Origin of the sequence: Motilimonas sp. 1_MG-2023 (assembly GCF_030547455.1) — a bacterium.
In the GTDB taxonomy this organism is placed as follows: Bacteria; Pseudomonadota; Gammaproteobacteria; order Enterobacterales; family CBDFNC01; genus Motilimonas.
Window position 1 is genome coordinate 98615 of the sequence record NZ_JAUOPX010000006.1, and the last position, 26457, is coordinate 125071.

Here is a 26457-nt window from a genome sequence, read left to right on the forward strand (position 1 = left end):
GTATGTGATCTACGCTTTATTTAACCGACTATCTGTAGTGATAGTGGGAATTTTTTTGTTCTTCTCTGCATCTGTAGCAGCCATTAAGCCTGTCGACGACAGTCTAATTAGCGATCCTTTTGAAGGGGTGAACCGCGTAGTTTGGGATTTTAACTACGCCCTAGACCAGTCAATCTATGTTCCCGCGACTAAAGCCTATCTGCATCTCCCTGAGGGGAGCCGAGAAGCCATCAATAACTTTATTTTGAACTTTGATGAGCCTTCTAGCGCAGTTAACCATTTGTTGATGCTTGATATTGAGTCATCAATGGGGAGCGTCATGCGCTTTGTAGTCAATACTACATTTGGTATTGGTGGGTTGATTGATGTTGCTGGGCGCAGTGGTTTAAAGCGTAATAGGGCCGAATTCCAAAGCGTATTAGCGATGGTTGGGGTCAATCATGGGCCTTACCTCATGGTGCCATTTTATGGCCCTCGCACCACTCGAAAATTGGTCGGTGGGATTGTTGATGGGCTGTATTTCCCATTCAGTGAGTTTACTTACTTTGAATACTTACTTCATTGGGGAACAGACGCGCTATATAAACGTGCTATTTTATTGGATCAAGATCCTTTAATTAAGCAATCACTGGACTCGTATATTTTTATTCGTGATAGTTATATTCAATATCAGAACTTTCAAACGGAAGGCTCTAACCTTGTTTCCCCTATAGGGCCGTCTCTATCAGATGAAGAATTGGAAGAGTTTATGAATGAGTAAAAGCAGTTATACACTTGCTGACTTTACCTTTCTAGTTATTGAAGATGAGGCGGTTTTTCGCGAGCAATTAGCGGCCTTTTTAAAGCAACGGGGCGCTATCGTTGCAAAAGCAGAAAATGGCCGTCATGGGCTGACTCTTGTTGCCGATTTAAAGCCAGACTTAGTGCTGTGCGATTTGTATATGCCTGAAATGAACGGTCAGGAAGTCATTAAGTCTATTTTGCGTAAGTATCCGAATCTGCCTGTTATTGTCATATCGGCAGCAAGTGAAATGGTTGAGATAGAAGAAGCATTGCGTCACGGCGCGAAAGATTACTTCATGAAGCCACTGCAAAACTGGCTCACAATAGAACAAAGTATTTTATCGATTTTAAAACCGAAATTATCGGGTTTTGAAGTACTATCGAATAAACATATGGCCGATGCTGAATTAATGAGTCATATGGCCCACTTTCGTCAAGATGATCCAGCTTCTACGCTTTTGATGCAAGAGTTAGCGAGTGCAAAAAACTTTGACATCAGTGGTTTTTCTTTCCGTGTTGACTCGCAACCGTTGGGTTTGCTACTTGTTCATTATCCATTAAGTCAGCATGAGGTATGTGTGTTTGTGCTTGATGTTTCTTTGTTTGGTACTGAAGCGGCTGTTATAGGGGTTTTGCTTAAAAGTTTACTTAATGACTCATACCGTCAACATCAGTCAAATAGCCATTATCGTTTGCGATCACCAGCTCAAATGATTCGCTTTCTAAATGATCAAATACATGATTTAGCATTGTCACATCCAGTTAATGCAATCCAATGTTATCTTGATGCTAGCCGACATTGTCTGACTTATTCAAATGCTGGCTTTGCCCCCCCTAATAAATTATTTCAATACACGGGGATGGGACTTGGTATATTAGCAGGGCACAGGTATCAGCAGGATCGGATCGCGCTCCCTAACTTGCTTAAGTTAAACTTTACCTCTCAACTGGGCAATGTGTTGAAATTAGATGTATCAAAGAATGAATCGGTGCCACTATAATCGAGTGACACCTAGAGAGGCTGGCGCGTCTATTTTACTGCTAATAGATCTTTATTATTATCTAAAATACTTTGGCCAATACCATCTACTTCAAGTAATTGGTCGACATTTTTAAACTGACCAATCTCTTTACGATAAGCAATAATCGCTTTTGATTTTTTCTCACCAACCCCCTTTATTTTAGTGAGCTCGCCTTCAGTTGCAGTATTAATATTAATCACTTGTTGGCTAACTGCTGTTATCTCTTGAGTAGCGCCAGTATCTGTTGCTGTATCGGCTGCTAAGGCAACTTGGCTCATAGATGTTACTGCAAATAAAGATGCGGCAATAAACGTACGTAGTTTCATAATTATCCTCTATTGATTATTTTGTTAGTTGCAGGGGTAAAGGTAGGAGATAAATTTGATAATAAATGGTTTTTTACTCTTTATTGTGAAATGTATCAATAAAGTGGTTGCTAAACTTTATTTGGCAACATAAGTATTTGGCAAGAGCAGTGGATAAATATGAATGGGGCCAGCACATGAAGGAATTATTCATGTGCTGGCTTATTATGTGTGAAAATTATTCAGGAGGGGTTAAGGCAGAACGAGTTTGAAGGGTTTGACTTCAACATTTGCATAAACACCTGCGGCTACATAAGGATCCTGCTCTGCCCAAGTCTTCGCTTCATCAATAGACGAAAATTTAGCAATTACTACCGATCCGGTAAAGCCTGAATCCCCTGGATTTTCGTTGTCTATGGCTGGTGATGGACCTGCCACCAACAGGCGTTGTTCGGCGTTTAGTGCTTCTAGGCGGGCAAGATGAGCTGGCCGAGCTTGCTGGCGCAGTGCTAAGCTGTTAGCAACATCTGAAGCATAGATGGAGTACCACATAAGATTATTCCTTATCTTCTTGAGGGAGATACTTGTATAAATAAATACCAGTGAGAAAGGTAAAAATGAGCATTAAACCCATCAAACCAAATACTTTAAAGTTGACCCAAATATCTTGCGATAGGTAGAAAGCTACGTAAACATTCAGGGTACCGCAGAAAATAAAAAACACCGCCCAAGCAATATTTAAATTATGCCAAACTGCCTCAGGTAGGGTGAGCTCTTTACCGAGCATTTGTTTTATTAAGTTCTTCTTAAGCACATACTGGCTGAACAATAATCCCGCAGCAAACAGGCAATAAATCACCGTGACTTTCCACTTTATAAACGCATCATCACGTAAAATAAGGGTGAGAGCACCAAATGCAATGACCATCACAAAGGTAATGAGGTGCATTTTTTCTAATTTTTTATATTTAAACCAGTTGAAAGCGAGCATGATACCGGTTGCTAACATCAGCGCGGCAGTGCCAACATAGATGTCGTAAAATTTGTAAGCAACGAAAAAAATAATTAGCGGGATAAATTCAAAAAACTGTTTCATTGTCATCATCAAATCGTTAATTAATGAGATGTGTAGTGTACTGTTTTCTTCGTTGATAAAAAAGTTACTTTATCGGGTCAAACAGGTGTCAGCTGAGCTAACAGATACCTATTTGATGATGTTTAAGAGTGTGCGTCACAGGCGAGAGCAGCAACTAATGCTTGTTTTAATTCATTTTGCTGCTCAGAGTTTAATGCGTGACCGTCTTCGGTAGTGACAATGAAAAAATCTTCTACCTGTTCACCTATTGTGGTGATTTTTGCTGTATGCAGCACCACATCTAGCTTTTGGAAAACATCCCCGATGGTTGCTAGTAAGCCGGGTGAATCATAAGCAATCAACTCCATCATGGTGCGATGATTTTTATTACTGAGAAAGTTCACTTGAGTGGCGACCGAAAACTGCTTTTTTCGGCGCGACAATCGCTGGGTGCGTGCGACCACTTTTTCTGGGTGAGTCAATGCTTGCTCTAATGCCGGCTTTATTTCACGCGTTCGGTCGATGGCTAACGGCTCGCCATCTGGCTCTAACACAATAAACGTGTCTAGGGTGTAGCCGTCACGACTATTCATAATGGTCGCGTCGTGAATGTTGAGGTTTTTATTGTTTAACTCGGTGGCCACAGTGGCAAATAAGTCTAATGAATCTTTACAATAGATGAACACTTCATTGCCTCCTCGAGAGGCGCGCTTGCTGATCACCACTAGGGGTTTGTCTTTCTCATAGTGCTGCAGAATATACTCGCTGTGCCAAGCAATCTGCGACGGTGTGTGGCGTAAGAAATAGTCTGCTTTAAAGCGCTTCCAAAGGGTTTCTACGGCGTTTGAGTTAAATGCCTTACTGAGTAACTTGTTCAGTGCTTGTTGCTTGTGATCGCGGATACGGCTACGTACGTCAATGGGTTTTTCTAGGCCTCGTCTGAGGGCTTTCTGGGTTTGATAATAGAGCTCTTTGAGTAACGCGCCTTTCCAGCTATTCCAAACATCATCATTGGTTGCACAAATATCGGCGACGGTAAGCAGCAACAGGTAATTAAGGTATTTTTCATCTTGTACAACACGCGCAAATTCGGTGATCACATCTGGGTCTTGAATATCACGGCGCTGCGCTGTTACCGACATAACTAAATGATGTTTAACTAACCAAGCGACCAAACGACCATCATGAGCACTTAAACCGTGTAAATCACAAAATGCTTGGGCATCAATGGCGCCGAGTTCAGAATGGTCGCCTTTTCTCCCCTTGGCTATATCATGAAAAATAGCGGCCAAAAAAAGTAATTCAGGCTTTTTAATAGTTGGAAAAAGATCGCCACAAATAGGGTGTTCTACTTTTGATTCCTTGGTCGGGAAATTGTAAATATACTTAATCAGTCGATGAGTATGTTCATCTACAGTGTAAGCGTGGAAGAGGTCAAATTGCATTTGTCCTAAAATTTTATTCCACTGCGGAATGTAAGCGGCTAAAACGCCATATTTGTGCATTAAGGTAAGGGGTAAGCCCATTCCTCTAGGGTGTTTAAGCAGAGCCATGAATTTTTCACGACAAGGTGGTATGTCTTGTAACCAATACGTGAGTCGACGTCGACTTTCTCGAATTTCACGTAAGGTTGTGGAATAAATGCCTTTGATATTTGGGTTGTCAGCAATGTGCAGGAACAGTTGTAAAATGCTTTCGGGACGATGAAAAAATTCCCCAGCCGTCACGAGTACGATCAGATCGCCCTTGAGCTGAAAATGATCATCAATGGGCACTGATTCTATTTCAGCATTGCCTAAAATATCTTCATCAAAATGTTGTAGTAACATTTCGTTCAGCTCTGCCACTCGCCGTATGGTGCGATAGAACTGTTTCATCATGGTCTCTATGCCAGCATTACCTTGTCCTTGATAGCCTAGTTTGGTGGCAACATCGGTTTGGTAGTCGAACAGTAGGCGGTTGTCGGCACGATTAGTGACGAGGTGTAAGGCAAAACGGATCTTCCAAAGAAAGTTCTGACACTCAAGTAACTCACGATATTCAGCTTGGGTGAGATAATTATCGATGGTCATTTCAAGTAAGTTCGCTGCGCCAAAATGGCGCCTTGCTACCCAATATAAGGTATGAAGATCACGTAAACCGCCGGGGTTACTTTTTATGTCAGGCTCAAGGCTATAACCATTATCGCGATAATTGAGATGACGCTGGCGTTGCTCTTCGCGTTTCGCACTAAAGAAGGCAGTAGAAGGCCAAAATGTTGGAGCATGTAATCGCGTTTTAAGGGTTGTAAAGGTGGTTTCATTACCAATGATTAAACGACTCTCAATAAGGTTTGTCGCAATAGTAATATCTTCTAACCCCAATTGAATACAATCATCAATGGTTCTTACGCTATGGCCAATTTCGAGACGCAAATCCCACAGGAAAGTAATAAATGCACTGATTTGTTGCTCGATTTCAGAGCAAAGAGGCTGAGCGCTTAATAGTAATAAGTCGATGTCTGATTTTGGGTGAAGCTCACCGCGACCGTAGCCGCCAACAGCGACTAAGCTAAGCTCTTTCGCCATTCCATCGGTAAATTTATGCCAAAGTCGAGTTAACAGCTGGTCCATAAAATCGGAGCGCTCTAGCACCAGCTCACTGATATCATCCAGCTGACTGAAGGCCGCTGCTTGTTTAGCGTTAAACTCCGCCATTGCCTCTTTGACACTCTTAAGTGACAGGTCGTCTAAAGCTAATGTCTCAGTGGCTTGCATGGGCAGCTCCTATTTATGGTTAAAGTAGTGGAATTGGCCTAGGCGTGATTAATCACTCGTTCAATGGTTTCGTCTTGACGTAGGGTTAATATTTCGCAGCCTGTTTCTGTCACCAGTAAAGTATGCTCCCACTGTGCAGAGCGGGAACCGTCTTTGGTTGTGACCGTCCAACCATCTTTTTTATCTAATTTAGTATGTCGCTTACCTAAATTGATCATAGGTTCAATGGTGAAGCACATGCCAGGCTCTAAAATAAGCAACGCATTGGGGTCGGTTTTGCTTTTATAGTGCAGCACTTGCGGCTCTTCATGAAAGGTTGCGCCAATACCGTGGCCACAATATTCACGTACAACCGAGAACCCGTTTTGTTCGGCATGGGCTTGTATCACTGCACCTATCTCGCCAAGGCGAATACCTGGTTTAACTAACTTAATGCCTTTGTATAAACATTCTTGTGCGTTTTGCACTAATTTTTTCGTCAACGGATTCGCGTCGCCGACCACAAACATTTTTGATGTATCACCGTGATAACCGTCTTTAATCACTGTGATGTCGATATTAATAATATCGCCATTACGTAGTTTTTTGTGGTTTGGGATACCATGACAAACCACTTCATTTACCGAGGTACAGATAGATTTAGGAAAGCCGTGATAATTTAATGGTGCGGGGATGGCTTGTTGTACATCAACAATAAAATCATGACATTTTTGATTCAGCTCGTCTGTTGTTACCCCTTTTACAACAAAGGGTTCGATCATTTCTAGCACATCGGCAGCCAGTTTCCCAGCAATGCGCATATTTTCAATTTCTTCAGCTGTTTTGATTACTACACTCATGATTATCTCTTCTTTTGTGTGACTGGCGCGGGGATGTTTTTGTCGCCAATTCCGCATCTCAGATTGTGATTATGACTTGGGTATGGTATAAAGCGCGCCGGGAATTGGCAATGTGAAATTACATTGTTAACCAATAATCGGTCACGATTAAGTAGCCGACAACCCGAAATCAACTTAATTAAACAACACACACACATCGTCACATATTTCGGGGTGCCTGTTAAGGGTCGAGATTATGGGATGTGTGGAGGCCTAACCCCAAGAGGAATTTAACATGGCTAATGTATCAATGCGCGAAATGCTGAAGGCTGGTGTGCACTTCGGTCACCAAACTCGTTACTGGAACCCAAAGATGAAGCCTTTCATCTTCGGCGCTCGTAATAAAGTACACATCATCAACCTTGAGCAAACAGTTCCAATGTTCAACGAAGCTCTGGATTTCATTTCTGGCGTTTCTGCGAAAAAAGGTAAAGTTCTTTTTGTTGGTACTAAACGTGCAGCAAGCGTGGCAGTAAAAGAAGCAGCAATAAGCTGTGACCAGTTCTACGTAAACCACCGCTGGTTAGGTGGTATGTTAACAAACTGGAAAACTGTTCGTCAGTCTATCAAGCGTCTAAAAGAGCTAGAAGCTCAAACTGAAGATGGCACATTTGATAAGCTAACGAAGAAAGAAGCGCTAATGCGTTCTCGTGAACTTGAGAAGTTAGAGAAAAGCTTAGGTGGTATCAAAGACATGGGCGGTCTACCTGACGCACTATTCATCATTGATGCAGACCATGAGCATATCGCTATCAAAGAAGCGAACAACTTAGGCATTCCTGTAGTTTCTATCGTTGATACTAACTCAAACCCAGACGGCGTAGATTTCATTGTTCCAGGTAACGATGATGCTATCCGTGCGGTACAGTTATACCTAACTTCTGCTGCTGATGCAGTAAAAGCAGGTCGTCAACAAGATATCGTTGTACAGGCTGAAGAAGACGGCTTTGTAGAAGAAGCTGCAGAGTAATAACGGCTTTCGCCCTTATTAACCAAACCATTTTTTTTGGTTAACAGGGGCCCTCAGGCCCCTGTTTTTCATCTTTTTATTGTTGAGGAAACTCAAAATGGCAATTACTGCTGCTCAAGTTAAAGAACTGCGCGATCGTACCGGTGCGGGCATGATGGATTGTAAAAAAGCACTTCAAGAAACCAATGGTGATATCGAAGCTGCTATCGAATTTATGCGTAAAAATGGCCAAGCAAAAGCGGCTAAAAAAGCAGGTAACATTGCTGCTGAAGGTGCTATCTTAATCAAAACTGCAGGTAATGTTGCGGCTTTAGTTGAAGTTAACTGTCAAACAGACTTCGTAGCTAAAGATGTGAACTTCCTAAGTTTTGCTAATGAAGTGGCTGATGCAGCTGTTGCTTCTAAAGTAACCATCGAAGAGCTACAAGCGCAATTCGAAGAAAAGCGCATTGCACTTGTGACTAAAATTGGTGAAAACATCAATGTACGTCGCGTGTCTTACGTTGAAGGTGTAAACCTGGCTTCATACTCGCACGGTTCGACAATTGGTGTTGTTGTTGCAGGTGAAGGTGATGTTGATTCACTTAAGCACATTGCAATGCACGTTGCAGCGAGCAAGCCTGAATACGTTAACCCTGAAGACGTACCAGCTGAAGTTGTTGAAAAAGAGCGTGAAATTCAAATCGATATCGCGATGAATGAGGGTAAACCTCAAGAAATCGCTGAGAAGATGGTTGCTGGCCGTATGAAGAAGTTCACAGGTGAAGTTGCCCTAACTGGCCAACCTTTCATCATGGAACCAAAGAAAACGGTAGGCGTTGTGCTTAAAGAGAAAGGTATCTCTGTTTCTAGCTTCGTACGTTTAGAAGTGGGTGAAGGTATCGAGAAGAAAGAAGAAGACTTTGCTGCTGAAGTTGAAGCGCAAATTGCAGCTTCTAAAGCTAAGTAAGCTCTGCTTTTGTAGATCATAAGTATTAGCCGCGGCCATTGCTGCGGCTGTTTTGCAACTAGGAATCGCGTAAAATGAGTACCAATCCGAAACCAAGCTATAGACGAATTCTGTTAAAACTAAGTGGTGAAGCCTTGATGGGCGAAGAAGGCTTTGGCATTGATGCCAAAGTACTAGAACGCATGGCGCAAGAAATTAAAGAATTAATTGAACTAGGTGTTCAAGTTGGATTGGTCATCGGTGGCGGTAACTTATTCCGCGGCGAAGGCTTAGCGAAAGCGGGTATGAATCGCGTAGTGGGTGACCACATGGGCATGTTGGCAACGGTGATGAATGGTTTAGCCATGCGTGACGCTTTGCATCGTGCATATGTTAATGCTCGCTTGATGTCCGCCATTCCGTTAAAAGGTGTGTGTGACGATTATAACTGGGCAGAAGCAATCAGCCTACTTAAGTCTGGTCGAGTGGTTATCTTTTCAGCCGGTACTGGCAACCCCTTCTTTACGACTGACTCAGCAGCATGTTTACGTGGCATTGAAATTGAAGCTGACGCCGTGCTAAAAGCAACGAAAGTTGATGGTGTTTATGATGCTGACCCTATGAAAAATCCTGATGCGGTTTTGTATGATGAACTTGATTATTCTACTGTTCTTGAAAAAGAGCTGAAGGTAATGGACCTTGCGGCCTTTACACTGGCTCGTGATCATGGTCTGCCAATCCGTGTGTTTAATATGAACAAGCCTGGAGCGCTACGTCGCGTGGTTATGGGTGAAAGTGAAGGCACAGTGATAAAAGCGCCAAGTGTTTCAGAAGAAGAATAAGGCTACTTGGTTGATATAATCTAGCCTAAAATGTTTAAAAGGAATATACCGTGATTAATGAAATTAAAGACGACGCTCAAACGCGCATGAGCAAAAGTATCGATGCACTGAAATCGCAACTGTCTAAAATTAGAACAGGCCGCGCGCATCCAAGTTTATTAAGCAACATCACCGTATCATATTACGGCGCAGATACCCCTCTTAACCAAGTGGGTAACGTAAGTACTGAAGATTCTCGTACGCTTACCGTGACAGTATTTGATCGCGCAATGATCCAAGCGGTAGAAAAAGCAATTATGTCTTCCGACCTAGGGCTGAACCCTAACTCAGCAGGCGCCGTGATTCGCATTCCTCTTCCTGCGTTAACGGAGGAGCGCCGTAAAGACCTTATCAAAGTCGTTCGTGCAGAAGCTGAAGCTGGCCGTGTGGCTATCCGTAATATTCGTCGCGATGCTAATAGTGATTTAAAGGCATTAGAAAAAGAGAAAGAAATCAGTGAAGACGAATTACGTAAGTCTGAAGATGATGTGCAAAAATTAACGGATGCAGCCATTAAAGAAGTGGATAGTATTCTAGCGATTAAAGAAAAAGAGCTAATGGAAATCTAAATTCGCTTAGATATTAGCTGTTAACGCCGTGTGTTAACACGGCGTTTTTTTGTCCATCACGAGAGGTTATTTGTGCAGGAAATGAATGTCGTTCCTCAACACGTTGCAATTATCATGGACGGTAATGGGCGCTGGGCAGAGCAAAAAGGCAAAATTCGTGTTTTTGGTCATCAAGCCGGTGTTAAATCTGTAAGACGTTGTGTATCGTTTGCCACGCAAAATAAAATTAAAACCTTGACCCTGTTTGCGTTTAGTAGTGAAAACTGGAAACGGCCGCCTGCTGAAGTTTCAACACTCATGGAATTGTTTTTCACGGTACTTAATCGTGAAGTAAAAAAATCACATAAAAATAATATTTGTCTACGCATTATTGGTGATTTGAGTGCTTTTTCACCGCGCCTACAAGAAAAAATAAAACAAGCTCAACAGCTTACTAAAGATAACTCAGGTCTAATCTTAAATATTGCGGCAAACTATGGTGGCCGTTGGCACATCGCGCAAGCGGCACAGGCATTGTCGGGTAAGGTGCTAGCGGGCGACATTAAAGTAGCGGACGTCACCGAACAGGCGCTAGATAATGAAATTAGAAAACTGCCATTAACAGACGTCGATTTAATGATTCGCACAGGTGGGGAGCAACGCATTAGTAACTTTTTACTCTGGCAGCTGACATATGCAGAGCTGTACTTTACTGATACACTTTGGCCAGATTTTAACGAAGATAGCTTTGCTTTGGCATTGTCTAGTTTCGGTAACAGGGAACGACGCTTTGGCCATACCAGTGCTCAAGTGCAAGCATTAAAACAAGGGTAGCTTTTTGTTAAAACAACGAATTATTACGGCCGGTGTGTTAGCTCCAATGACCATAGCCGCCATTTTTTTACTTCCTTTAAAACTATTTTCTTTACTGGTTGCTGCCATTTTTTTGTTAGCTTCTCGTGAATGGGGAAGCCTCGTCTCTCGTGAAAAGCGAGCATTTATCCTCTATCCATTTGGCTTGGTGTTGGGCGCTTCCTTAATCGCTATTCCGGTCGAGGGGATTTGGCTGACGCAGATAAACCATTATGTCTTAGGTATATTAAGTGCTGGAGGTTTATGGTGGTTATGCTGTTTAGCGTTGGTGCTCACTTTCCCTAACAGCGCAAAACTATGGCAAAGCCAAGCTTGGCTAAAAGGAATATTTGGTCTGCTGACCTTAATGCCGTTTTTTTGGTCGTTATTAACGTTGCGCAGTGTTAACTTCTACCACGAGCCGCAGCAAGGCGCGTGGTTGGTGCTTTTCGTTATGTTATTGGTTTGGGGCGCCGATACCGGCGCTTATTTTACGGGTAAATCCTTGGGTAAGCATAAATTGGCACCTAAGGTAAGCCCCGGCAAGACCATTGAAGGCTTTGTTGGTGGTTTGATATCAACGGTGATCATTGCTTTTATTGCTATGTATGCTTTTGCAATTGAAGCTGACAAACAACTTTTGTTTATCGTTGCGGCTGTTATTACCAGCTTGGCATCAAGCCTAGGTGATTTGAGTGAAAGTATGTTCAAACGTCAAGCGGGCATTAAAGACAGTGGAACATTGTTGCCGGGTCATGGTGGCGTGCTTGATCGCATCGATAGTTTAACGGCCGCGTTGCCGGTGTTTACCCTTTGTTATATTGCTTGGTTGTAATTTGTGATGAAAAAACTGGCAATTCTTGGCGCAACAGGCTCTATTGGTAGCAGCACTTTAGCTGTTTACGCTGAAAACATTGAAACGATGTCGCTGACTTTGTTGAGTGCGTGGCGTAACGTCGACAAGATGGTTGAGCTATGTCGCCTTCATCAAGTTCCCTTCGCTTTTATGTCATGCCCTAGCGCGAATACACAGCTGAAACAGCAGTTGCAGCAAGATGTAACTCAAGTCTTAGTTGACCAAGCTGAATTTGAAGCATGTATCGCTGGTGTTGAAGTTGATGCTGTTATGGCCGCTATTGTTGGCGCGGCCGGTCTTGCTCCGACCTTAGCAGCGGTGAATGCTGGTAAACAAGTGTTCCTAGCTAATAAAGAAGCCTTAGTGATGTCTGGGGCGCTATTTATGGACGCGGCGCAACGCAGCGGTGCGCAAGTGCTACCCGTTGACAGTGAGCATAATGCTATTTTTCAGTGTTTACCGCCTGAATGCCAAGGAGCTATTGGTCACTGTAACCTCAAACAAAGTGGTATTTCACAACTGATATTAACGGGCTCCGGTGGACCATTTTTAACCACACCTATTAGTGAATTCAAGCACCTTACTCCAGCACAAGCAGTCAATCACCCAAACTGGTCAATGGGGCCAAAAATTTCAGTTGATTCGGCTACGATGATGAATAAGGGCTTAGAGTACATTGAAGCGAAGCGCCTGTTTAATACCGAAAAATCTGATATTCAAGTGTTGATACACCCGCAATCCGTGATCCACTCGATGGTGCAGTACATCGATGGTTCTGTATTAGCGCAGATGGGGCTACCAGATATGCGCACCCCCATTGCTCATGTCATGCAATATCCTGAACGTATTCAAAGTGGGGTTGCTCCCCTTGATTTTACACAAATTAGTCAGTTGACTTTTGCTGCGCCAGATTTTGAACGTTACCCCTGCCTTAAACTTGCAATTGAAGCTTGTTACGCAGGGCAAGGTGCTACCACTTTACTCAATGCCGCAAATGAAATTGCGGTAGAGGCTTTTTTACAACACAAAATTCGTTTTGACCAAATCGCATCAATATCCGCGGATGTGTTATCCATGTTTGCTAATAGCCAGGCTTCATCAATTGAAGAGGTGATGGCTCTAGATGGTTTAGCACGTAATAAGGCATTGAGTTTAGTTGCAACAAGGGTGAGGCAAGCTTAGCCATGATAGACTTTTTCTGGAATACGGCCTCTTTTATTATTGCGTTGGGAATTCTCGTGACCATCCACGAATTTGGTCACTTCTGGGTCGCAAGGCGCTGTGGCGTTAAAGTGCAGCGCTTTTCTGTTGGATTTGGTCCGTCTCTATACACCCGAACGGCACAAGATGGCACTGAGTACACTCTTGCTGCAATCCCTTTGGGTGGATATGTCAAAATGCTCGACAGCCGTTTAGAGAAAGTGCAAGAGCAAGATTTGCACTTAGCGTTCAATTGTCAATCGGTTTGGAAACGCATTGCAATAGTGGCCGCAGGACCGGCTGCCAATTTTATTTTGGCCATCATCGCTTTTTGGCTTGTGTTTATGCTTGGCACCACCACTGTTAAACCTATGGTGCCCGAGGTTGAGGTTAACTCACCAATAGCTGCTGCGGGCCTTGAAACCCCTTTTGAAGTGATCGCTATTGGTGATACTAAAACACCTGATTGGCAAGAAGTGAATCTAGCGTTGGCTGGCTACATTGGGGATGAGGAACTGACTCTTTCTTATATCGGCCCTGCGAGCAATCAAGTTAAACAAGTGGTCATTGACTTAAGTCAATGGCAGTTTGATCCCAAGAAAGTATCACCTATTGAGAGCTTAGGCTTCAAACCCTATCGGCCAACAGTCCACTTAGAAGTCGCGCAAATAACACCTAACTCTGCCGCCGAGCAAGCGGGGTTAGCTGTTGGCGATAAATTTATTAGTGCTAATGGTAACGCGCTGCAGAATTGGCAGCAATGGGTAGAGGAGATCCGTACGCACCCAGCTCAAGTTATGGCTATTGAAGTGTTAAGGGATAATCAGACACTATCACTTAATATCACACCTCAGGTGAGGAAAGATGAGTTAGGTAATGAAATTGGTCATATTGGCGTTTCGCCTCTTGTTGATTCATACCCTAGAGAATATATTATTACCACCCAGTATGGCCCCGTTGATTCCCTTACTCGGGGGATTGAGAAAACTTGGCACCTGACAGCATTAACCTTTGACACCTTAGGTAAGCTAATTACAGGTACTATTTCTATCAATAACTTAAGTGGGCCTGTCTCTATTGCAAAAGGCGCGGGTGCTAGTGCAAGCTATGGATTAGTCTATTTTTTGGGTTTTGTCGCATTAATCAGTGTAAATTTAGGTTTAATCAACTTATTTCCGCTTCCGGTACTTGATGGCGGCCACTTGCTTTATTACTGTATAGAGCTTATTAGTGGTAAGCCCGTCCCTGAGCGGATCCAAGAAATCGGTTTTAGAATAGGTGGCGCTTTTATTTTACTCTTGATGAGCGTCGCGCTGCTCAACGACTTCAACCTGTTATAGGGCATAAAGGACAAATAATAACAAGATGGCTAAACGCAGATTCTTAACCCCAAGCTTATTAATGGGCGCATGTTTATTCTCACATTCGGTGATAGCTGAATCATTTACTGTTGAAGACATTAAAATTGAAGGGCTACAACGTGTAACCCTCGGTGCTGCGCTGTTAAATCTACCAATACGAGTTGGTGATGATGTCGATTCTTTCGCTCTATCTCAGGCAGTTAAGTCACTTTACGGTTCAGGTAATTTTGAAGATGTAAAAGTATATCGTGATAATGGCCAACTCATTATTCAGGTGCTTGAGCGTCCAACGATCAGCAATATTGAGCTTTCGGGCAATAAAGCAATTAAAGAAGAGCAGTTGCAAGAGACGCTAAAGGCGTCCGGTGTCCGGATTGGTGAAGCGCTGGACCGAACTTCTCTCGCAAATATAGAAAAAAGCCTAGAAGACTTTTATCACAGCGTGGGTAAATACGGTGCAAAAGTAACCGCCATTGCGACTCCTTTGCCACGTAATCGTGTTGATTTGAAGTTCAACTTTGTCGAAGGACGCAGTGCTGCGATCCAACAAATAAATATTGTTGGTAACACTGTTTTTAGTGAAGAAGATTTATTAAAACAGCTTGAACTAACCGACAGTGCGCCTTGGTGGAACTTTCTTGCCGACAATAAATATCAGAAGCCAAAGCTAGCGGGTGATTTAGAAACATTACGCAGCTACTACCTTGACCGCGGCTATATTCGCGTTAACTTGGATGCAACCCAAGTGGCAATGACTCCTGATCGTAAAGGTATCTATATTACGGTTAACTTGGATGAAGGTGAAAAGTACACAGTTAAAAATGTTGCTTTGACTGGTAACTTGCTAGGTAAAGAAGAGGATATTACGCAGATAGTTGCACTGGCTGCGGGTAATACTTATTCCGGTGCCGATGTCACAGCAGCGGAAGAGTCAATTAGTAAGTACCTAGGTCGTCATGGTTATGCCTATCCTAAGGTAACCACTTATCCAGAAGTTAACGATGATGATAAGACCGTTTCATTAACCATTGCTGTTGACCCAGGGCAACGTATTTATGTTCGTCGCATTAATATCAGTGGTAACCAAGAAACTAAAGATGTGGTGCTAAGGCGTGAAATGCGTCAAATGGAAGGAACTTGGTTATCAAGTGAAAATATTGAGTTATCACGTGGCCGTTTAAATCGTTTAGGTTTTTTTGAATCCGTAGATATCAATACAAACCGTGTGCCAGGCCGCGAAGATTTAGTGGATGTTGACGTACAAGTTAAAGAACAAGCGGCGGGCTCTGTTAATGCCGGTATTGGTTATGGTACTGAGTCTGGTATTAGTTTATCAGCAGGCGTACAGCAGAATAACTTTTTAGGGACAGGTAACGCGGTTGGTTTTAATGTATCATTAAACGATTACTCTAAAAGTATCGATTTAAACTTTACTGACCCTTATTTCACCCGTGATGGTGTGAGTGCCGGCGGGCGTCTGTTCTATACCGAATTTGAGGCTGGTGAAGCTAACATTGTTGACTATAACAACACCACATACGGAATTAGGGGGAACTTAGGTTTCCCTGTGAATGAATTTAATCGACTTAATTTTGGTGTTGGTTTAGAGCGAAACAAAATATCGCAGCTAAAATCCTATACTCAAGTTCAGCAGTTCTGGGATATTTATAGAAGCCAACTCGAAGATGACGGTTCTGTGGCTTTTGATACCCTAGACTTTACTGCCAGTTGGACGCGCAACACCCTTGATCGCGGTCAGTTTGCGACATCAGGATCGTACCAATCTTTATTTGGTAAGGTAACGGTGCCAAGCTCTGATTTACAATATTTTAAAATTAACTACGAAATACGAAATTATTACCGCATTACCGATGATGGTAATTGGTCGTTCTTGGCTCGAGGGACGGCTGGGTATGGGAATGGTTATGGTACGATTGATGACAACGATCAAATACTGCCATTTTTTGAAAATTTCTACTCGGGTGGCTTTAGCACTATTCGTGGTTTCACTAGTAACACCGTCGGTCCAAAGGCATTACACATACAAAACCAAGGCGGTAATAACACAGTTGTTGCTACCGATGACTCTGTTGGTGGTAATGCCGTTTATACCTTGAGTACCGAGTTAATCATGCCGACGCCATTTTTAGATGAGGCTTACACTCGTCAAGTTCGAACCAGCTTTTTTATTGATGCTGGCGAAACTTGGGATACCGAGTTTAACTCTAATTGGGCCAATACCAATTATTGTGCACAAAACTGTGATTACTTAGGTGATTACTCTAAACCGGGACGTATTCGTGTTTCTGCCGGTGTTCAAGTTCAGTGGTTGTCTCCGATGGGACCACTTGTTTTTACCCTAGCTCAACCATTAAAAGAGTATGCAGGTGACAGGACCGAAGTATTCTCCTTTAATATCGGGCAAACATTCTAATTTTTTGTGAGAGGAGTTTTCCATTGAAACAGTTAATTAAAGCGGTAAGTTTAAGTTTAGCCTTAGTGGCTGGGTCATTTTCTAGCGCGGCATTAGCGGCTGAAAAAATCGCTGTGGTCTTTCCTGCAGAAATTTTCCAGCAGTTACCACAAAAAGACCAACTTATTGAAAAACTTAAAAAAGAATTTCAACCACGTATCAACGAAATGAAATCGTTAGAAAACAAAATTAAAGCAAAGCAAGAGAAAGAAAAGCGCGATGCTGAATTGATGTCTAATGACGATAAAACCAAGTTGTCACGTGAAATCCAAAGCTTAGTTTCTGAATATCAGTTAAAACTTAAAGCTTTCGAGGAAGATAATCGTCGTCGTCAAGGCGAAGAGCAAAACAAAATGCGTGAAAAAGTAGTGAAAGCAATTGATGCTGTAGCGAAACGTGAAGGTTACGATCTCGTGCTTAACGGTGAAGCGGCTATTTTTGCTAAGCCAAGCTTAGATATTTCAAAGAAAGTGATTGCTGAAATTGGTAAGAGTAACTAAGCGTGTCGCAAATTACTTTAGCTGAGCTAGCTGATAAAATTGGCGCAAAGTGTCATGGTAATGGCACTTTAGTTATCAATAAAGTTGCCTCTCTTGGTCATGCTGGCCCTAATGAAATAGCTTTTTTTTCTGATGCTAAGTATCTAGATGCCCTTAATGCCAGCAAGGCTGGAGCGGTCATTCTCCCTGAGCAAGCTTTAGAGGTTTACACTGGTAATGCCTTGGTAATGGCCAATCCTTACCTTGGTTTTGCGTTAGCAGCTCAGGTACTTGATACCACTCCAGCACCCGCTTCTGGCATCGCGCCGAGTGCGGTCATCGATTCAACTGCTCAGCTTGGTAATGGTGTTTGCGTTGGTGCTAATGTCGTGATCGAAGCAGGGGCTGTTATAGGTGATAATACCGAAATTGGTCCGGGCACATTTATCGGTAAAGAAGCAAAAATTGGCCCTAATGGCCGAATTTGGGCTAATGTTTCTATTTACCATCGTGTTGAAATTGGGGCCGAGTGTGTTATTCAAAGTGGCGCTGTTATCGGCTCAGATGGTTTTGGTAATGCTCCGGATAAAGGTCGCTGGGTTAAAATACCGCAGCTAGGTACCGTTATTATTGGTGATCGTGTCCGCATTGGCGCAAACACTTGTGTTGATCGTGGTGCGCTTGATAACACCATTATTGCCGATGGCGTCGTAATCGATAATCTTTGTCAAATTGCACATAATTGTGAGATTGGTGAGAATACCGCGATTGCAGGCGCAGCTACCTTTGCGGGGAGCCTAAAAATCGGCAAAAATTGTATGGTTGGCGGGGCGTCGGTGGTGAATGGTCACATGGAAATTTGTGACAATGTGATCATTACCGGCATGGGCATGGTGATGCGACCCATTGATAAACCTGGCGTGTACTCTTCAGGCATACCACTGCAATCAAATAAAGAATGGCGTAAAACAGCAGCTAGAACACTGCGTATCGATGATATGCATAAACGAATTAATAAACTAGAAAAACAGCTGGCAGCAGCTGAAAGTAGCGCTAAGGAATAACTTTTGAGCAACGAATTAAACCAGCTTCAAATCAAAGAGATAATGGATTTTCTGCCACACAGATACCCATTTTTATTGGTTGATCGTGTCTTAGATTACAAAAAAGGTGAAACGTTACACGGCATAAAAAATGTCTCTTTTAACGAGCCTCAATTTACTGGCCATTTTCCCAATACACCGGTTTTTCCAGGTGTAATGATCTTAGAAGCGATGGCTCAAGCAACGGGTATTCTGGCGTTTGCTACACACGGCAAGCCTAAAGATAACGAGCTTTACTTTTTAGCATCGATTGATAACGCTCGTTTTAGAAAGCCTGTCGTGCCGGGTGATCGTTTAGAGTTATTTGTTGATTACCTCAAGGAGCGTCGAGGTATGGGGAAATTTAGCTGCGTAGCCAAAGTGGATGGTGAAGTGGTTTGTAGCGCCGACATAATGTGTGCGAGACGAGAGATTTAAATGACGCAACCAACGGTAAAAATTCACCCAACCGCTATTATTGATGAAACGGCGGTGCTTGCATCTGGCGTTGAAGTTGGCCCTTATTCCATTATTGGCGCGAATGTTGAAATTGGTGAAAATACTTGGGTTGGTCCTCATGTTGTCATCAAAGGCCATACAAAAATAGGTAAAAACAACAAGTTTTTCCAATTTGGCAGCATCGGCGAAGATTGTCAGGATTTAAAGTACGCAGGCGAGGAAACCTATCTTGAAATAGGAGATAACAATACTTTCCGTGAAAGCAGTACTATTCATCGTGGCACGACTCAAGATCAAAGCCTTACTAAAATTGGCAGCCATTGTTTATTCATGGTCAATGCCCACGTTGCTCACGACTGTATTATTGGCGATCATTGTATTTTAGCTAATAACGCCACCCTAGCGGGTCACGTTGAACTTGGCAATAACGTGGTTTTTGGTGGCATGTCGGCTATTCACCAGTTTAGTAAAATTGGTGAACATGCCATGATTGGCGGCTGCTCTGCTGTTAACAAAGACGTGCCTCCTTATGTCATGGCCAGTGGTAACTATGCCGAAGCCCATGGTATTAACTCAGTTGGCTTAAAGCGTCGTGGTTTTAGCAGCGCGCAAATCATGTCTATCAAACGTGCATTTAAAATTATTTGCCGCAATGGCAATACCCTTGAAGAAGCAAAAGCATTATTAGAGGACATGGTGAAAGAGTCACCTGAAGTGAAGCCGATGCTTGATTTTATCAGCTCTAATACCCGAGGCATCGTTCGTTAATATGAGCCAACCGTTACGTGTTGGCATTATCGCTGGAGAAGTCTCCGGCGATATACTTGCCGCAGGCCTAATCAAATCCCTTCGTTTACGCTACCCTGATTTAATTGTTGAAGGCATTGCCGGCCCTGAAATGGTTGAGCAGGGCTGTAATGCATTGTTTAGCATGGAAGAGTTATCCGTCATGGGGTTTGTGGAAGTGCTTGGCAAACTAAAACGTATTTTGCATGTACGTAAAGCCATTACTGAGCATTTTATTGCCAATCCTCCCGACATTTTTATTGGTGTTGACGCGCCTGACTTTAATTTAACCGTAGAGTTAAAATTAAAGCAGCAAGGCATTAAAACCATACATTATGTTAGCCCGTCGGTGTGGGCTTGGAAGCAATGGCGCATTCATAAAATTGCTAAGGCAACCAATCTTGTCTTAGCTTTTTTACCGTTCGAAAAAGCTTTTTACGACAAATTTAATGTGCCTTGTAAGTTTGTCGGTCACACCCTAGCCGAGCGTTTACCGCTAATCCCTGAGCAACAAAAAAATAAAGCCGAATTGGGGCTAGATCTCAGCCAGCCTTATTTAGCCATGCTACCCGGCAGTCGTCACGCTGAAATTGAATTGCTCAGTCCATTTTTTCTGCAAGCGGCCGTTGCGTTAAAACAGCGGCATCCTGCATTGCAATTTGTTGTGCCTATGGTCAATGCCAAACGCCGTGCCCAGTTTGAGCAATTTCATCAACAACTGGCGCCGGACTTACCGATTACCATTGTCGATGGTAAGGCGAGCAGCGTATTACAAGCGGCAGACTACGTGCTGTTGGCATCAGGTACCGCGTCCCTTGAAGCCATGCTGGCTAAGTGTCCTATGGTGGTGGCGTATCGCGTTAATTGGATCACTTATCGTATTGCCAAAGCATTGGTAAAAAGTAAATACGCATCTTTGCCAAATTTATTACATGACGGGCCATTAGTGGCTGAGCTATTGCAATACGATTGCACCGTTGAAAATATTGTCAGCGAATTAGATAAGTTGATTGGTAAAGATAACAGCGCACTAATTGAACGCTTCACCGAGTTGCACCAGCAAATCCGCTGCAATGCTGATGAAAAAGCGGCAGATGCTGTGATTGAGGTCTTAGCGAGCAAGTCTAACTAGCGTATAATCTCCGGCTCATCAATTGGCAGGGGAAGTATCATGGATCCAGTAGTCTATCCAGAAAATAAAATTATTGCGGGCGTTGACGAAGTAGGGCGTGGTCCATTAGTGGGCGATGTTGTTACGGCCGCAGTTATTTTAGATCCCAACCATCCCATTGTTGGATTAGCCGACTCAAAAAAGCTCACGGAAAAAAAACGTTTGGCGCTATTTGATGAAATCAAACAAAAGGCGCTTGCGGTTTCTATTGGTCGTGCGACACCCGCTGAAATCGACGACATCAACATTCTTCACGCCACTATGTTAGCAATGCAACGTGCAGTGGCGGGGTTAAGTATTACACCTGAATATGTGTTTATTGACGGTAACCGCTGTCCTCAGCTCGATATGCCCGCCGAAGCCGTTGTTAAAGGCGACGCACGAGTGGCAGAAATCAGTGCCGCATCCATTATTGCCAAGGTGACTCGCGATGCGGAAATGGCTGAGCTGGATTTGCAATATCCTCAGTTTGGCTTTGCTAATCACAAAGGTTATCCTACTAAAGCGCATTTTGCCGCTTTAGCGGAGCATGGCATTACACCGTTTCATCGAAAATCATTTAAGCCAGTCCAGAACATTATTAACCAGCAGGATTAAACCATGGCCGATCCCAAGTTTGTCCACCTCAGGGTGCACAGTGATTACTCGATGGTTGATGGCTTAGCCAAAGTTAAGCCCATTGTCAGTCGCGCACAAGAATACCAAATGCCGGCCATAGCCATTACCGATCAAACTAACATGTGTGGTTTGGTAAAATTCTACGGCGCCGCCCATGATGCAGGGATCAAGCCGATTATTGGTGCCGAGTTTTGGGTGCAAAGTGATGAGCTAGGCGATGAGCAGTTTCGCATGACAGCGCTGGCAATGAACAACGCCGGTTATAAAAATGTCACTCTGCTTATTTCAAAAGCTTATTTGCGCGGCCATGTGCAAGGTCGGCCGATCATCGACAAGCAATGGCTGGTTGAGCATAACGAAGGCGTGATTATTTTATCTGGCGGCCGCATGGGTGACGTTGGCAAAGTGTTACTTAAAGGTAATAAAAGCTTGACCCAGCGTTGTGTTGATTTTTATAAAACTCATTTCCCTGATCGCTATTTTCTTGAATTATTGCGCACCGAACGCCCCGATGAAGAAGCATACCTGCACATGGCGCTGGAGTTGGCGCAGCAAGTCGATTTACCCGTCGTGGCCACCAATGAAGTTGTCATTTTAGATAAAGACAAATTTGACGCCCATGAAATTCGTGTGGCAATCCATGATGGTTATACCCTGATGGATAAAAACCGCCCGAAACTTTACAGCCCTGAGCAATATCTGAAAACCGAAGACGAAATGTGTGAGCTGTTTTACGATATTCCTGAAGCGCTGCAAAATTCGGTAGAAATCGCTAAACGCTGTAATGTGACTGTGCGACTAGGCGAGTACTTTCTACCTGATTTCCCCACCGGCGGTCTGCCGATTGAAGAATACTTTTGTAAGGTTTCGTGGGAGGGCTTAGAAGAGCGGCTGGATTTCCTGTTTGATAAAAACAGTCCCGACTTTGCCGAAAAGCGCAAACCTTATGACGAGCGTTTGCAAATAGAGCTCGACGTGATTAACCAAATGGGGTTCCCCGGTTATTTCTTGATCGTCATGGAGTTTATCCAGTGGAGTAAGGATAACAACATTCCAGTAGGGCCGGGTCGGGGTTCAGGTGCAGGATCGTTGGTGGCCTACGCACAAAAAATCACCGATCTTGACCCACTTGAATTTGACTTGCTGTTCGAACGCTTTCTCAACCCTGAGCGTGTTTCGATGCCGGATTTCGATATCGACTTTTGTATGGACCGACGTGATGAAGTAATCGATCACGTAGCTGAGTTGTATGGCCGTGATGCGGTATCGCAAATTATCACCTTTGGTACCATGGCGGCCAAGGCCGTAATTCGCGATGTAGGGCGAGTGCTCGGTCATCCTTATGGTTTTGTTGACCGGATTTCAAAATTAATTCCACCTGATCCCGGTATGACTTTGGCCAAGGCATTTGATGTTGAGCCTAAGCTACAAGAAACCTATGACGCCGATGAAGAAGTGCGTGACTTGATTGACATGTGTCGGATCCTTGAAGGTTGTACTCGTAATGCGGGTAAGCACGCGGGTGGCGTGGTGATTTCACCGACCACCATTACCGATTTTGCGCCGTTGTATTGTGATGCAGAAGGTAAATTCCCCGTTACTCAGTTTGATAAAAACGATGTGGAATACGCAGGCCTAGTAAAATTCGACTTTTTGGGTCTGCGCACCTTAACCATCGTGCAATGGGCGCTCGATATGGCCAATGCCCATAAAGCGCAGCGCGGTGAAGACCCGATTGATATCGCCCGTATTCCGGTGGATTGCCCTGCGTGTTTTAGGTTGTTGCAAAACTCTGAAACCACCGCGGTGTTTCAGCTGGAATCGCGCGGCATGAAAGACCTAATTAAGCGCCTGCAGCCGGACTGTTTTGAAGACATGATCGCGCTAGTGGCACTGTTTCGTCCCGGTCCTTTGCAATCAGGCATGGTTGATAACTTTATCGAACGTAAACACGGCCGTGAAGAGGTTTCTTACCCTGATTCTACTTGGCAACATGAATCACTCAAACCTATTCTAGAGCCAACCTACGGCATCATCTTATACCAAGAGCAAGTGATGCAAATTGCTCAGGTGTTAGCGGGTTATACCCTCGGTGGTGCTGATATGTTACGTCGCGCTATGGGTAAAAAGAAACCCGAAGAAATGGCCAAACAACGCGCTGGCTTTGAAGCGGGCGCGGTCAAAAATGGTATCGATGGCGAACTCGCCATGAAGATATTCGATTTGGTAGAGAAGTTCGCTGGCTACGGTTTTAACAAGTCGCACTCGGCGGCTTATGCACTGGTTTCTTATCAAACCCTGTGGATGAAAACCCATTATCCGGCCTATTTTATGGCGGCGGTAATGTCGGCCGATATGGATAACACCGACAAGATAGTCACCTTAGTGGATGAGTGTGAGCGCATGGGCATGCCCCTTGCGCCACCAGATGTGAATAAAGGCTTATACAAGTTTAACGTTGATGAAACTGGCACCACTATCATCTACGGCATTGGCGCGGTTAAAGGGGTAGGCGAAGGCCCGATTGAAGCCATTATTGCCGCGCGTGATAGCGGCGGTCCATTTCGTGATTTATTTGATTTTTGTGCCCGCGTTGACCTTAAAAAAGTGAACCGCCGTGTGTTAGAAAAACTGATTTTATCTGGGGCGATGGATCAACTCGGCCCACACCGCGCGGCGCTGATGGCAACCTTGCCTGATGCGATGCAAGCGGCAGCACAACACGCAGCAGCTGAAGCCCATGGTCAAACGGACTTGTTTGGTGTACTGACTACCGAGCAAGACGAAATTGAGCATGCCTTTGCGAGTGTGCCTTTGTGGCCAGATAAGGTGTGGTTAGAAGGTGAAAAAGATACGCTTGGCCTTTATTTAACAGGGCACCCGATCAATCAATACTTAGGTGAACTGCGTTATTATACCTCTGGTCGACTAAAAGATATGGTACCGACCGATCGCCATAAAAATACCACTGCCGCAGGCCTAGTGATCGCGACGAGAGTGATGATGACCAAAAAAGGCAAGAAAATGGGTTTGCTAACCCTTGATGATAAAAGTGCGCGACTGGAAGTGATGTTGTTTTCGGACGCCTTTGACCAATATGAGTCGCTGATCGCCAAAGACAAAATTTTGGTAGTGAGCGGTCAAGTCAGTCATGATGATTTCTCTGGTGGTTTAAAGCTTACCGCGCGCGAGGTTTTGGACTTATCAGAAGCGCGAGAAAAGCATGCCAAAGGCTTACACTTGCAGCTTAAGCAGTCACAAATCAATAAAGACTTTTTCCCGAGATTTACCGATACCCTTGCGCCCTTCAGCGGCGGTATTTGCCCAGTGACTATCAGCTATGAAAGTGAGTCGGCCACTGCTGATTTGACCTTAGGCACCCAGTGGCGGGTAACACCAGCGGATGAGTTGATGGATCAGTTGGACTTATTATTGGGGCCAAAAAATACTAAGTTGGTGTTTCACTAATGACTCAGGGCTTATCAGTGTTAAGCCATTCGGTGTATCGGCAAGTGGTGCAGCAATGCGCTGCTTTCCCAAATAACCAGCGAGTATTGGGCTTAAGTGGTGGCTTAGACTCGGTTGCTTTATTGCATTTATTACATCAGTTGCGTGAGGTTGAGCATTTTGAGCTTAAGGCGATTTATGTTCATCATGGCTTGAGTCAATACGCCGACGATTGGCTTACTTTTTGCCAGCAGCTTTGCCAACATCTACATATTGACTTTGTCTCAGAGCGCGTCAACCTCGGTGATGTGCAAGGCGAAAGCATTGAAGCACTGGCGCGTAAAGCGCGCTATCAAACCTTTGCAAAGCATTTGCCCATTGGTGGTCAATTACTCACCGCGCAGCATCAAAATGACCAAGTCGAAAGCTTTTTACTGGCTGCCAAACGTGGCAGCGGCGTAAAGGGCTTGAGTGGTATGCCGATGATAAAAGCGTTTCAACACGGCACCCATTTGCGCCCTTTGCTTAATGTGCCCCGTGATGCACTGGCGGCGTTGGCTGAGCAAATGAATTGGACTTGGATTGAAGACGACAGCAATAGCAATAGCCAATTTGATCGTAACTTTTTACGGCTAAATGTGATACCTGCATTAGTTGAACGTTGGCCGAGCGCTGTGAGCGCCATTAGCCGTAGCGCGCGTTTGTGCGGAGAGCAGCAAGCCTTACTCGATGAACTGTTGACGGATGACTTGAATCAATGCCTGAGGGCGGACTTGGCCTTTAACATTGCTGGCGTGACCACTTATAGTGAGCAGCGCCAGTTAGCCCTGCTGCGGTTATGGATTGCCAAGCAAAATCAATACGCACCCTCAGAAGTGCGGCTAAAAGAAATATGGCACAACGTCGCATTGGCACGCGCCGATGCGCAGCCGATGCTCTGTTTTAAACACTACCAAATCCGCCGCTTCTTAGGCCATCTCTACCTCACGCCAGGGCAGGGCGCGGAGTTTGACCAAACCAGCACCGTGCCGCTGTTGTTAGATCAGGTGAACACCTTGCCTTGTGGTAAAACCTTAACCCTAAGCTCAACCAACCAAGGCGCGCGGATAACAATGCCGAACACTGAGCTTACCGTTGGTTATCAACTCGCAGGTAGCACTAAGCTTACCCCTGCAGGACGCCACGGCTCGCGCAGTTATAAAAAGCTACTGCAAGAGTATCAAGTGCCACCATGGCTACGCGCTAGTATTCCGATAATCTTTGCTGGTAAGCAAGTGGTTGCCGTGGGCGATTTATTTATTTGTCAGCAGTGGTTCGCGCGAGGGAGTGAAGTTGGGTTTGAAATCAAACTAACCGATAACCGGTGTTGATAACGCGACAAATTTAATAAAAATGTTACGAGATAAGTGGGATTTTTATTACCAATCAACCCCTTTCGTAAAATCGTTGCTGGTACACCCCTGTAATCTTGGTTTTTTGTATCTCTGAAAAAGGGATCTTACTACAAGGAATTGGGACTTGTAGATT

At 44.1% G+C, this 26457-nt stretch carries 24 protein-coding genes; 19 read left to right on the forward strand and 5 right to left on the reverse strand.

The window, feature by feature from the left end; translation table 11 throughout:
• The first annotated feature begins 4 nt into the window (after window positions 1-4).
• Complete coding sequence (locus tag Q4519_RS04895; protein ID WP_303510138.1) at window positions 5-760, forward strand: VacJ family lipoprotein; 756 nt, start codon at window positions 5-7, stop codon at window positions 758-760.
• On the forward strand, window positions 753-1784 hold the full coding sequence (locus tag Q4519_RS04900; protein ID WP_303510140.1) for a response regulator: 1032 nt from the start codon (window positions 753-755) through the stop codon (window positions 1782-1784). The genes Q4519_RS04895 and Q4519_RS04900 overlap by 8 nt, the downstream gene beginning before the upstream one ends.
• A 29-nt stretch (window positions 1785-1813) precedes the next feature.
• On the opposite strand, the gene Q4519_RS04905 is transcribed toward Q4519_RS04900, so the two are convergent.
• From Q4519_RS04905 to map, 5 genes are all read right to left on the reverse strand, one after another.
• Complete coding sequence (locus tag Q4519_RS04905) at window positions 1814-2131, reverse strand: helix-hairpin-helix domain-containing protein (protein ID WP_303510143.1); 318 nt, start codon at window positions 2129-2131, stop codon at window positions 1814-1816.
• Window positions 2132-2362: 231 nt separating this feature from the next.
• Complete coding sequence (locus Q4519_RS04910; protein WP_232800427.1) at window positions 2363-2662, reverse strand: YciI family protein; 300 nt, start codon at window positions 2660-2662, stop codon at window positions 2363-2365.
• Window positions 2663-2666: 4 nt separating this feature from the next.
• Entirely contained in the window at window positions 2667-3206 is a 540-nt protein-coding gene (locus Q4519_RS04915; RefSeq protein WP_303510145.1) for a septation protein A, read from the reverse strand.
• Between the two features lie 122 nt (window positions 3207-3328).
• On the reverse strand, window positions 3329-5941 hold the full coding sequence (glnD, locus tag Q4519_RS04920) for a bifunctional uridylyltransferase/uridylyl-removing protein GlnD (RefSeq protein ID WP_232800429.1): 2613 nt from the start codon (window positions 5939-5941) through the stop codon (window positions 3329-3331).
• Window positions 5942-5979: 38 nt separating this feature from the next.
• A complete protein-coding gene (gene map, locus Q4519_RS04925) occupies window positions 5980-6780 on the reverse strand; it encodes a type I methionyl aminopeptidase (protein ID WP_303510147.1) in 801 nt (266 codons plus the stop codon).
• A 274-nt stretch (window positions 6781-7054) separates the two neighbouring features.
• On the opposite strand from map, the gene rpsB reads away from it, so the two are divergent.
• The 17 genes from rpsB (at window position 7055) to tilS (ending at window position 26300) form a co-directional block, all read left to right on the forward strand.
• Window positions 7055-7789, forward strand: a complete 735-nt coding sequence (gene rpsB, locus Q4519_RS04930) for a 30S ribosomal protein S2 (RefSeq protein WP_232800431.1) — start codon at window positions 7055-7057, stop codon at window positions 7787-7789.
• A 97-nt stretch (window positions 7790-7886) separates the two neighbouring features.
• Window positions 7887-8738, forward strand: coding sequence for a translation elongation factor Ts (gene tsf, locus Q4519_RS04935; RefSeq protein ID WP_303510150.1), 852 nt, complete (start codon window positions 7887-7889; stop codon window positions 8736-8738).
• 74 nt (window positions 8739-8812) lie between these two features.
• Complete coding sequence (gene pyrH, locus Q4519_RS04940) at window positions 8813-9559, forward strand: UMP kinase (protein WP_232800433.1); 747 nt, start codon at window positions 8813-8815, stop codon at window positions 9557-9559.
• A gap of 50 nt (window positions 9560-9609) precedes the next feature.
• Window positions 9610-10167: a ribosome recycling factor gene (frr, locus tag Q4519_RS04945; protein ID WP_232800434.1), complete on the forward strand. Its 558-nt coding sequence runs from the start codon at window positions 9610-9612 to the stop codon at window positions 10165-10167.
• Between the two features lie 81 nt (window positions 10168-10248).
• On the forward strand, window positions 10249-10980 hold the full coding sequence (gene uppS, locus Q4519_RS04950; protein ID WP_303510155.1) for a polyprenyl diphosphate synthase: 732 nt from the start codon (window positions 10249-10251) through the stop codon (window positions 10978-10980).
• A gap of 4 nt (window positions 10981-10984) precedes the next feature.
• Window positions 10985-11833, forward strand: a complete 849-nt coding sequence (locus Q4519_RS04955) for a phosphatidate cytidylyltransferase (protein WP_232800436.1) — start codon at window positions 10985-10987, stop codon at window positions 11831-11833.
• 6 nt (window positions 11834-11839) lie between these two features.
• Complete coding sequence (ispC, locus tag Q4519_RS04960) at window positions 11840-13036, forward strand: 1-deoxy-D-xylulose-5-phosphate reductoisomerase (protein ID WP_303510158.1); 1197 nt, start codon at window positions 11840-11842, stop codon at window positions 13034-13036.
• A gap of 2 nt (window positions 13037-13038) precedes the next feature.
• Complete coding sequence (rseP, locus tag Q4519_RS04965; protein ID WP_303510159.1) at window positions 13039-14394, forward strand: sigma E protease regulator RseP; 1356 nt, start codon at window positions 13039-13041, stop codon at window positions 14392-14394.
• A 25-nt stretch (window positions 14395-14419) separates the two neighbouring features.
• Window positions 14420-16849, forward strand: coding sequence for an outer membrane protein assembly factor BamA (gene bamA / locus Q4519_RS04970; protein WP_303510161.1), 2430 nt, complete (start codon window positions 14420-14422; stop codon window positions 16847-16849).
• Window positions 16850-16872: 23 nt separating this feature from the next.
• A complete protein-coding gene (locus tag Q4519_RS04975; protein WP_303510163.1) occupies window positions 16873-17388 on the forward strand; it encodes an OmpH family outer membrane protein in 516 nt (171 codons plus the stop codon).
• Between the two features lie 2 nt (window positions 17389-17390).
• Complete coding sequence (lpxD, locus tag Q4519_RS04980; protein ID WP_303510166.1) at window positions 17391-18431, forward strand: UDP-3-O-(3-hydroxymyristoyl)glucosamine N-acyltransferase; 1041 nt, start codon at window positions 17391-17393, stop codon at window positions 18429-18431.
• A gap of 3 nt (window positions 18432-18434) precedes the next feature.
• Window positions 18435-18887 carry a 3-hydroxyacyl-ACP dehydratase FabZ gene (gene fabZ / locus Q4519_RS04985; RefSeq protein ID WP_232800441.1) on the forward strand — a complete coding sequence of 151 codons (453 nt, stop codon included), beginning with the start codon at window positions 18435-18437 and terminating at the stop codon, window positions 18885-18887.
• Window positions 18888-19676, forward strand: coding sequence for an acyl-ACP--UDP-N-acetylglucosamine O-acyltransferase (lpxA, locus tag Q4519_RS04990; RefSeq protein WP_303510170.1), 789 nt, complete (start codon window positions 18888-18890; stop codon window positions 19674-19676). It begins immediately after the preceding gene.
• A 1-nt stretch (window position 19677) separates the two neighbouring features.
• The gene (lpxB, locus tag Q4519_RS04995; RefSeq protein ID WP_232800443.1) at window positions 19678-20826 is read left to right on the forward strand and encodes a lipid-A-disaccharide synthase; all 1149 of its coding nucleotides are present in this window, start codon (window positions 19678-19680) and stop codon (window positions 20824-20826) included.
• 39 nt (window positions 20827-20865) lie between these two features.
• The gene (gene rnhB, locus Q4519_RS05000; RefSeq protein WP_303510172.1) at window positions 20866-21462 is read left to right on the forward strand and encodes a ribonuclease HII; all 597 of its coding nucleotides are present in this window, start codon (window positions 20866-20868) and stop codon (window positions 21460-21462) included.
• A gap of 3 nt (window positions 21463-21465) precedes the next feature.
• Window positions 21466-24951 (forward strand): DNA polymerase III subunit alpha, encoded by a 3486-nt coding sequence (dnaE, locus tag Q4519_RS05005; RefSeq protein ID WP_303510174.1) that lies wholly within the window; start codon window positions 21466-21468, stop codon window positions 24949-24951.
• Window positions 24951-26300 carry a tRNA lysidine(34) synthetase TilS gene (tilS, locus tag Q4519_RS05010; protein ID WP_303510177.1) on the forward strand — a complete coding sequence of 450 codons (1350 nt, stop codon included), beginning with the start codon at window positions 24951-24953 and terminating at the stop codon, window positions 26298-26300. Before dnaE ends, tilS begins: the two co-directional genes overlap by 1 nt.
• Window positions 26301-26457: the final 157 nt, after the last annotated feature.

What these genes read in the sequence shown, in the direction of transcription:
- Q4519_RS04915 (WP_303510145.1), bottom strand. Translation starts at nt 3,206, where the DNA reads ATGAAACAGTTTTTTGAATTTATCCCGCTAATTATTTTTTTCGTTGCT.
- rpsB (WP_232800431.1), top strand. Translation starts at nt 7,055, where the DNA reads ATGGCTAATGTATCAATGCGCGAAATGCTGAAGGCTGGTGTGCACTTC.
- ispC (WP_303510158.1), top strand. Translation starts at nt 11,840, where the DNA reads ATGAAAAAACTGGCAATTCTTGGCGCAACAGGCTCTATTGGTAGCAGC.
- Q4519_RS04900 (WP_303510140.1), top strand. Translation starts at nt 753, where the DNA reads ATGAGTAAAAGCAGTTATACACTTGCTGACTTTACCTTTCTAGTTATT.
- dnaE (WP_303510174.1), top strand. Translation starts at nt 21,466, where the DNA reads ATGGCCGATCCCAAGTTTGTCCACCTCAGGGTGCACAGTGATTACTCG.
- Q4519_RS04905 (WP_303510143.1), bottom strand. Translation starts at nt 2,131, where the DNA reads ATGAAACTACGTACGTTTATTGCCGCATCTTTATTTGCAGTAACATCT.
- bamA (WP_303510161.1), top strand. Translation starts at nt 14,420, where the DNA reads ATGGCTAAACGCAGATTCTTAACCCCAAGCTTATTAATGGGCGCATGT.
- map (WP_303510147.1), bottom strand. Translation starts at nt 6,780, where the DNA reads ATGAGTGTAGTAATCAAAACAGCTGAAGAAATTGAAAATATGCGCATT.
- uppS (WP_303510155.1), top strand. Translation starts at nt 10,249, where the DNA reads ATGAATGTCGTTCCTCAACACGTTGCAATTATCATGGACGGTAATGGG.
- pyrH (WP_232800433.1), top strand. Translation starts at nt 8,813, where the DNA reads ATGAGTACCAATCCGAAACCAAGCTATAGACGAATTCTGTTAAAACTA.
- lpxB (WP_232800443.1), top strand. Translation starts at nt 19,678, where the DNA reads ATGAGCCAACCGTTACGTGTTGGCATTATCGCTGGAGAAGTCTCCGGC.
- rseP (WP_303510159.1), top strand. Translation starts at nt 13,039, where the DNA reads ATGATAGACTTTTTCTGGAATACGGCCTCTTTTATTATTGCGTTGGGA.
- glnD (WP_232800429.1), bottom strand. Translation starts at nt 5,941, where the DNA reads ATGCAAGCCACTGAGACATTAGCTTTAGACGACCTGTCACTTAAGAGT.
- Q4519_RS04910 (WP_232800427.1), bottom strand. Translation starts at nt 2,662, where the DNA reads ATGTGGTACTCCATCTATGCTTCAGATGTTGCTAACAGCTTAGCACTG.
- tsf (WP_303510150.1), top strand. Translation starts at nt 7,887, where the DNA reads ATGGCAATTACTGCTGCTCAAGTTAAAGAACTGCGCGATCGTACCGGT.
- lpxA (WP_303510170.1), top strand. Translation starts at nt 18,888, where the DNA reads ATGACGCAACCAACGGTAAAAATTCACCCAACCGCTATTATTGATGAA.
- tilS (WP_303510177.1), top strand. Translation starts at nt 24,951, where the DNA reads ATGACTCAGGGCTTATCAGTGTTAAGCCATTCGGTGTATCGGCAAGTG.
- rnhB (WP_303510172.1), top strand. Translation starts at nt 20,866, where the DNA reads ATGGATCCAGTAGTCTATCCAGAAAATAAAATTATTGCGGGCGTTGAC.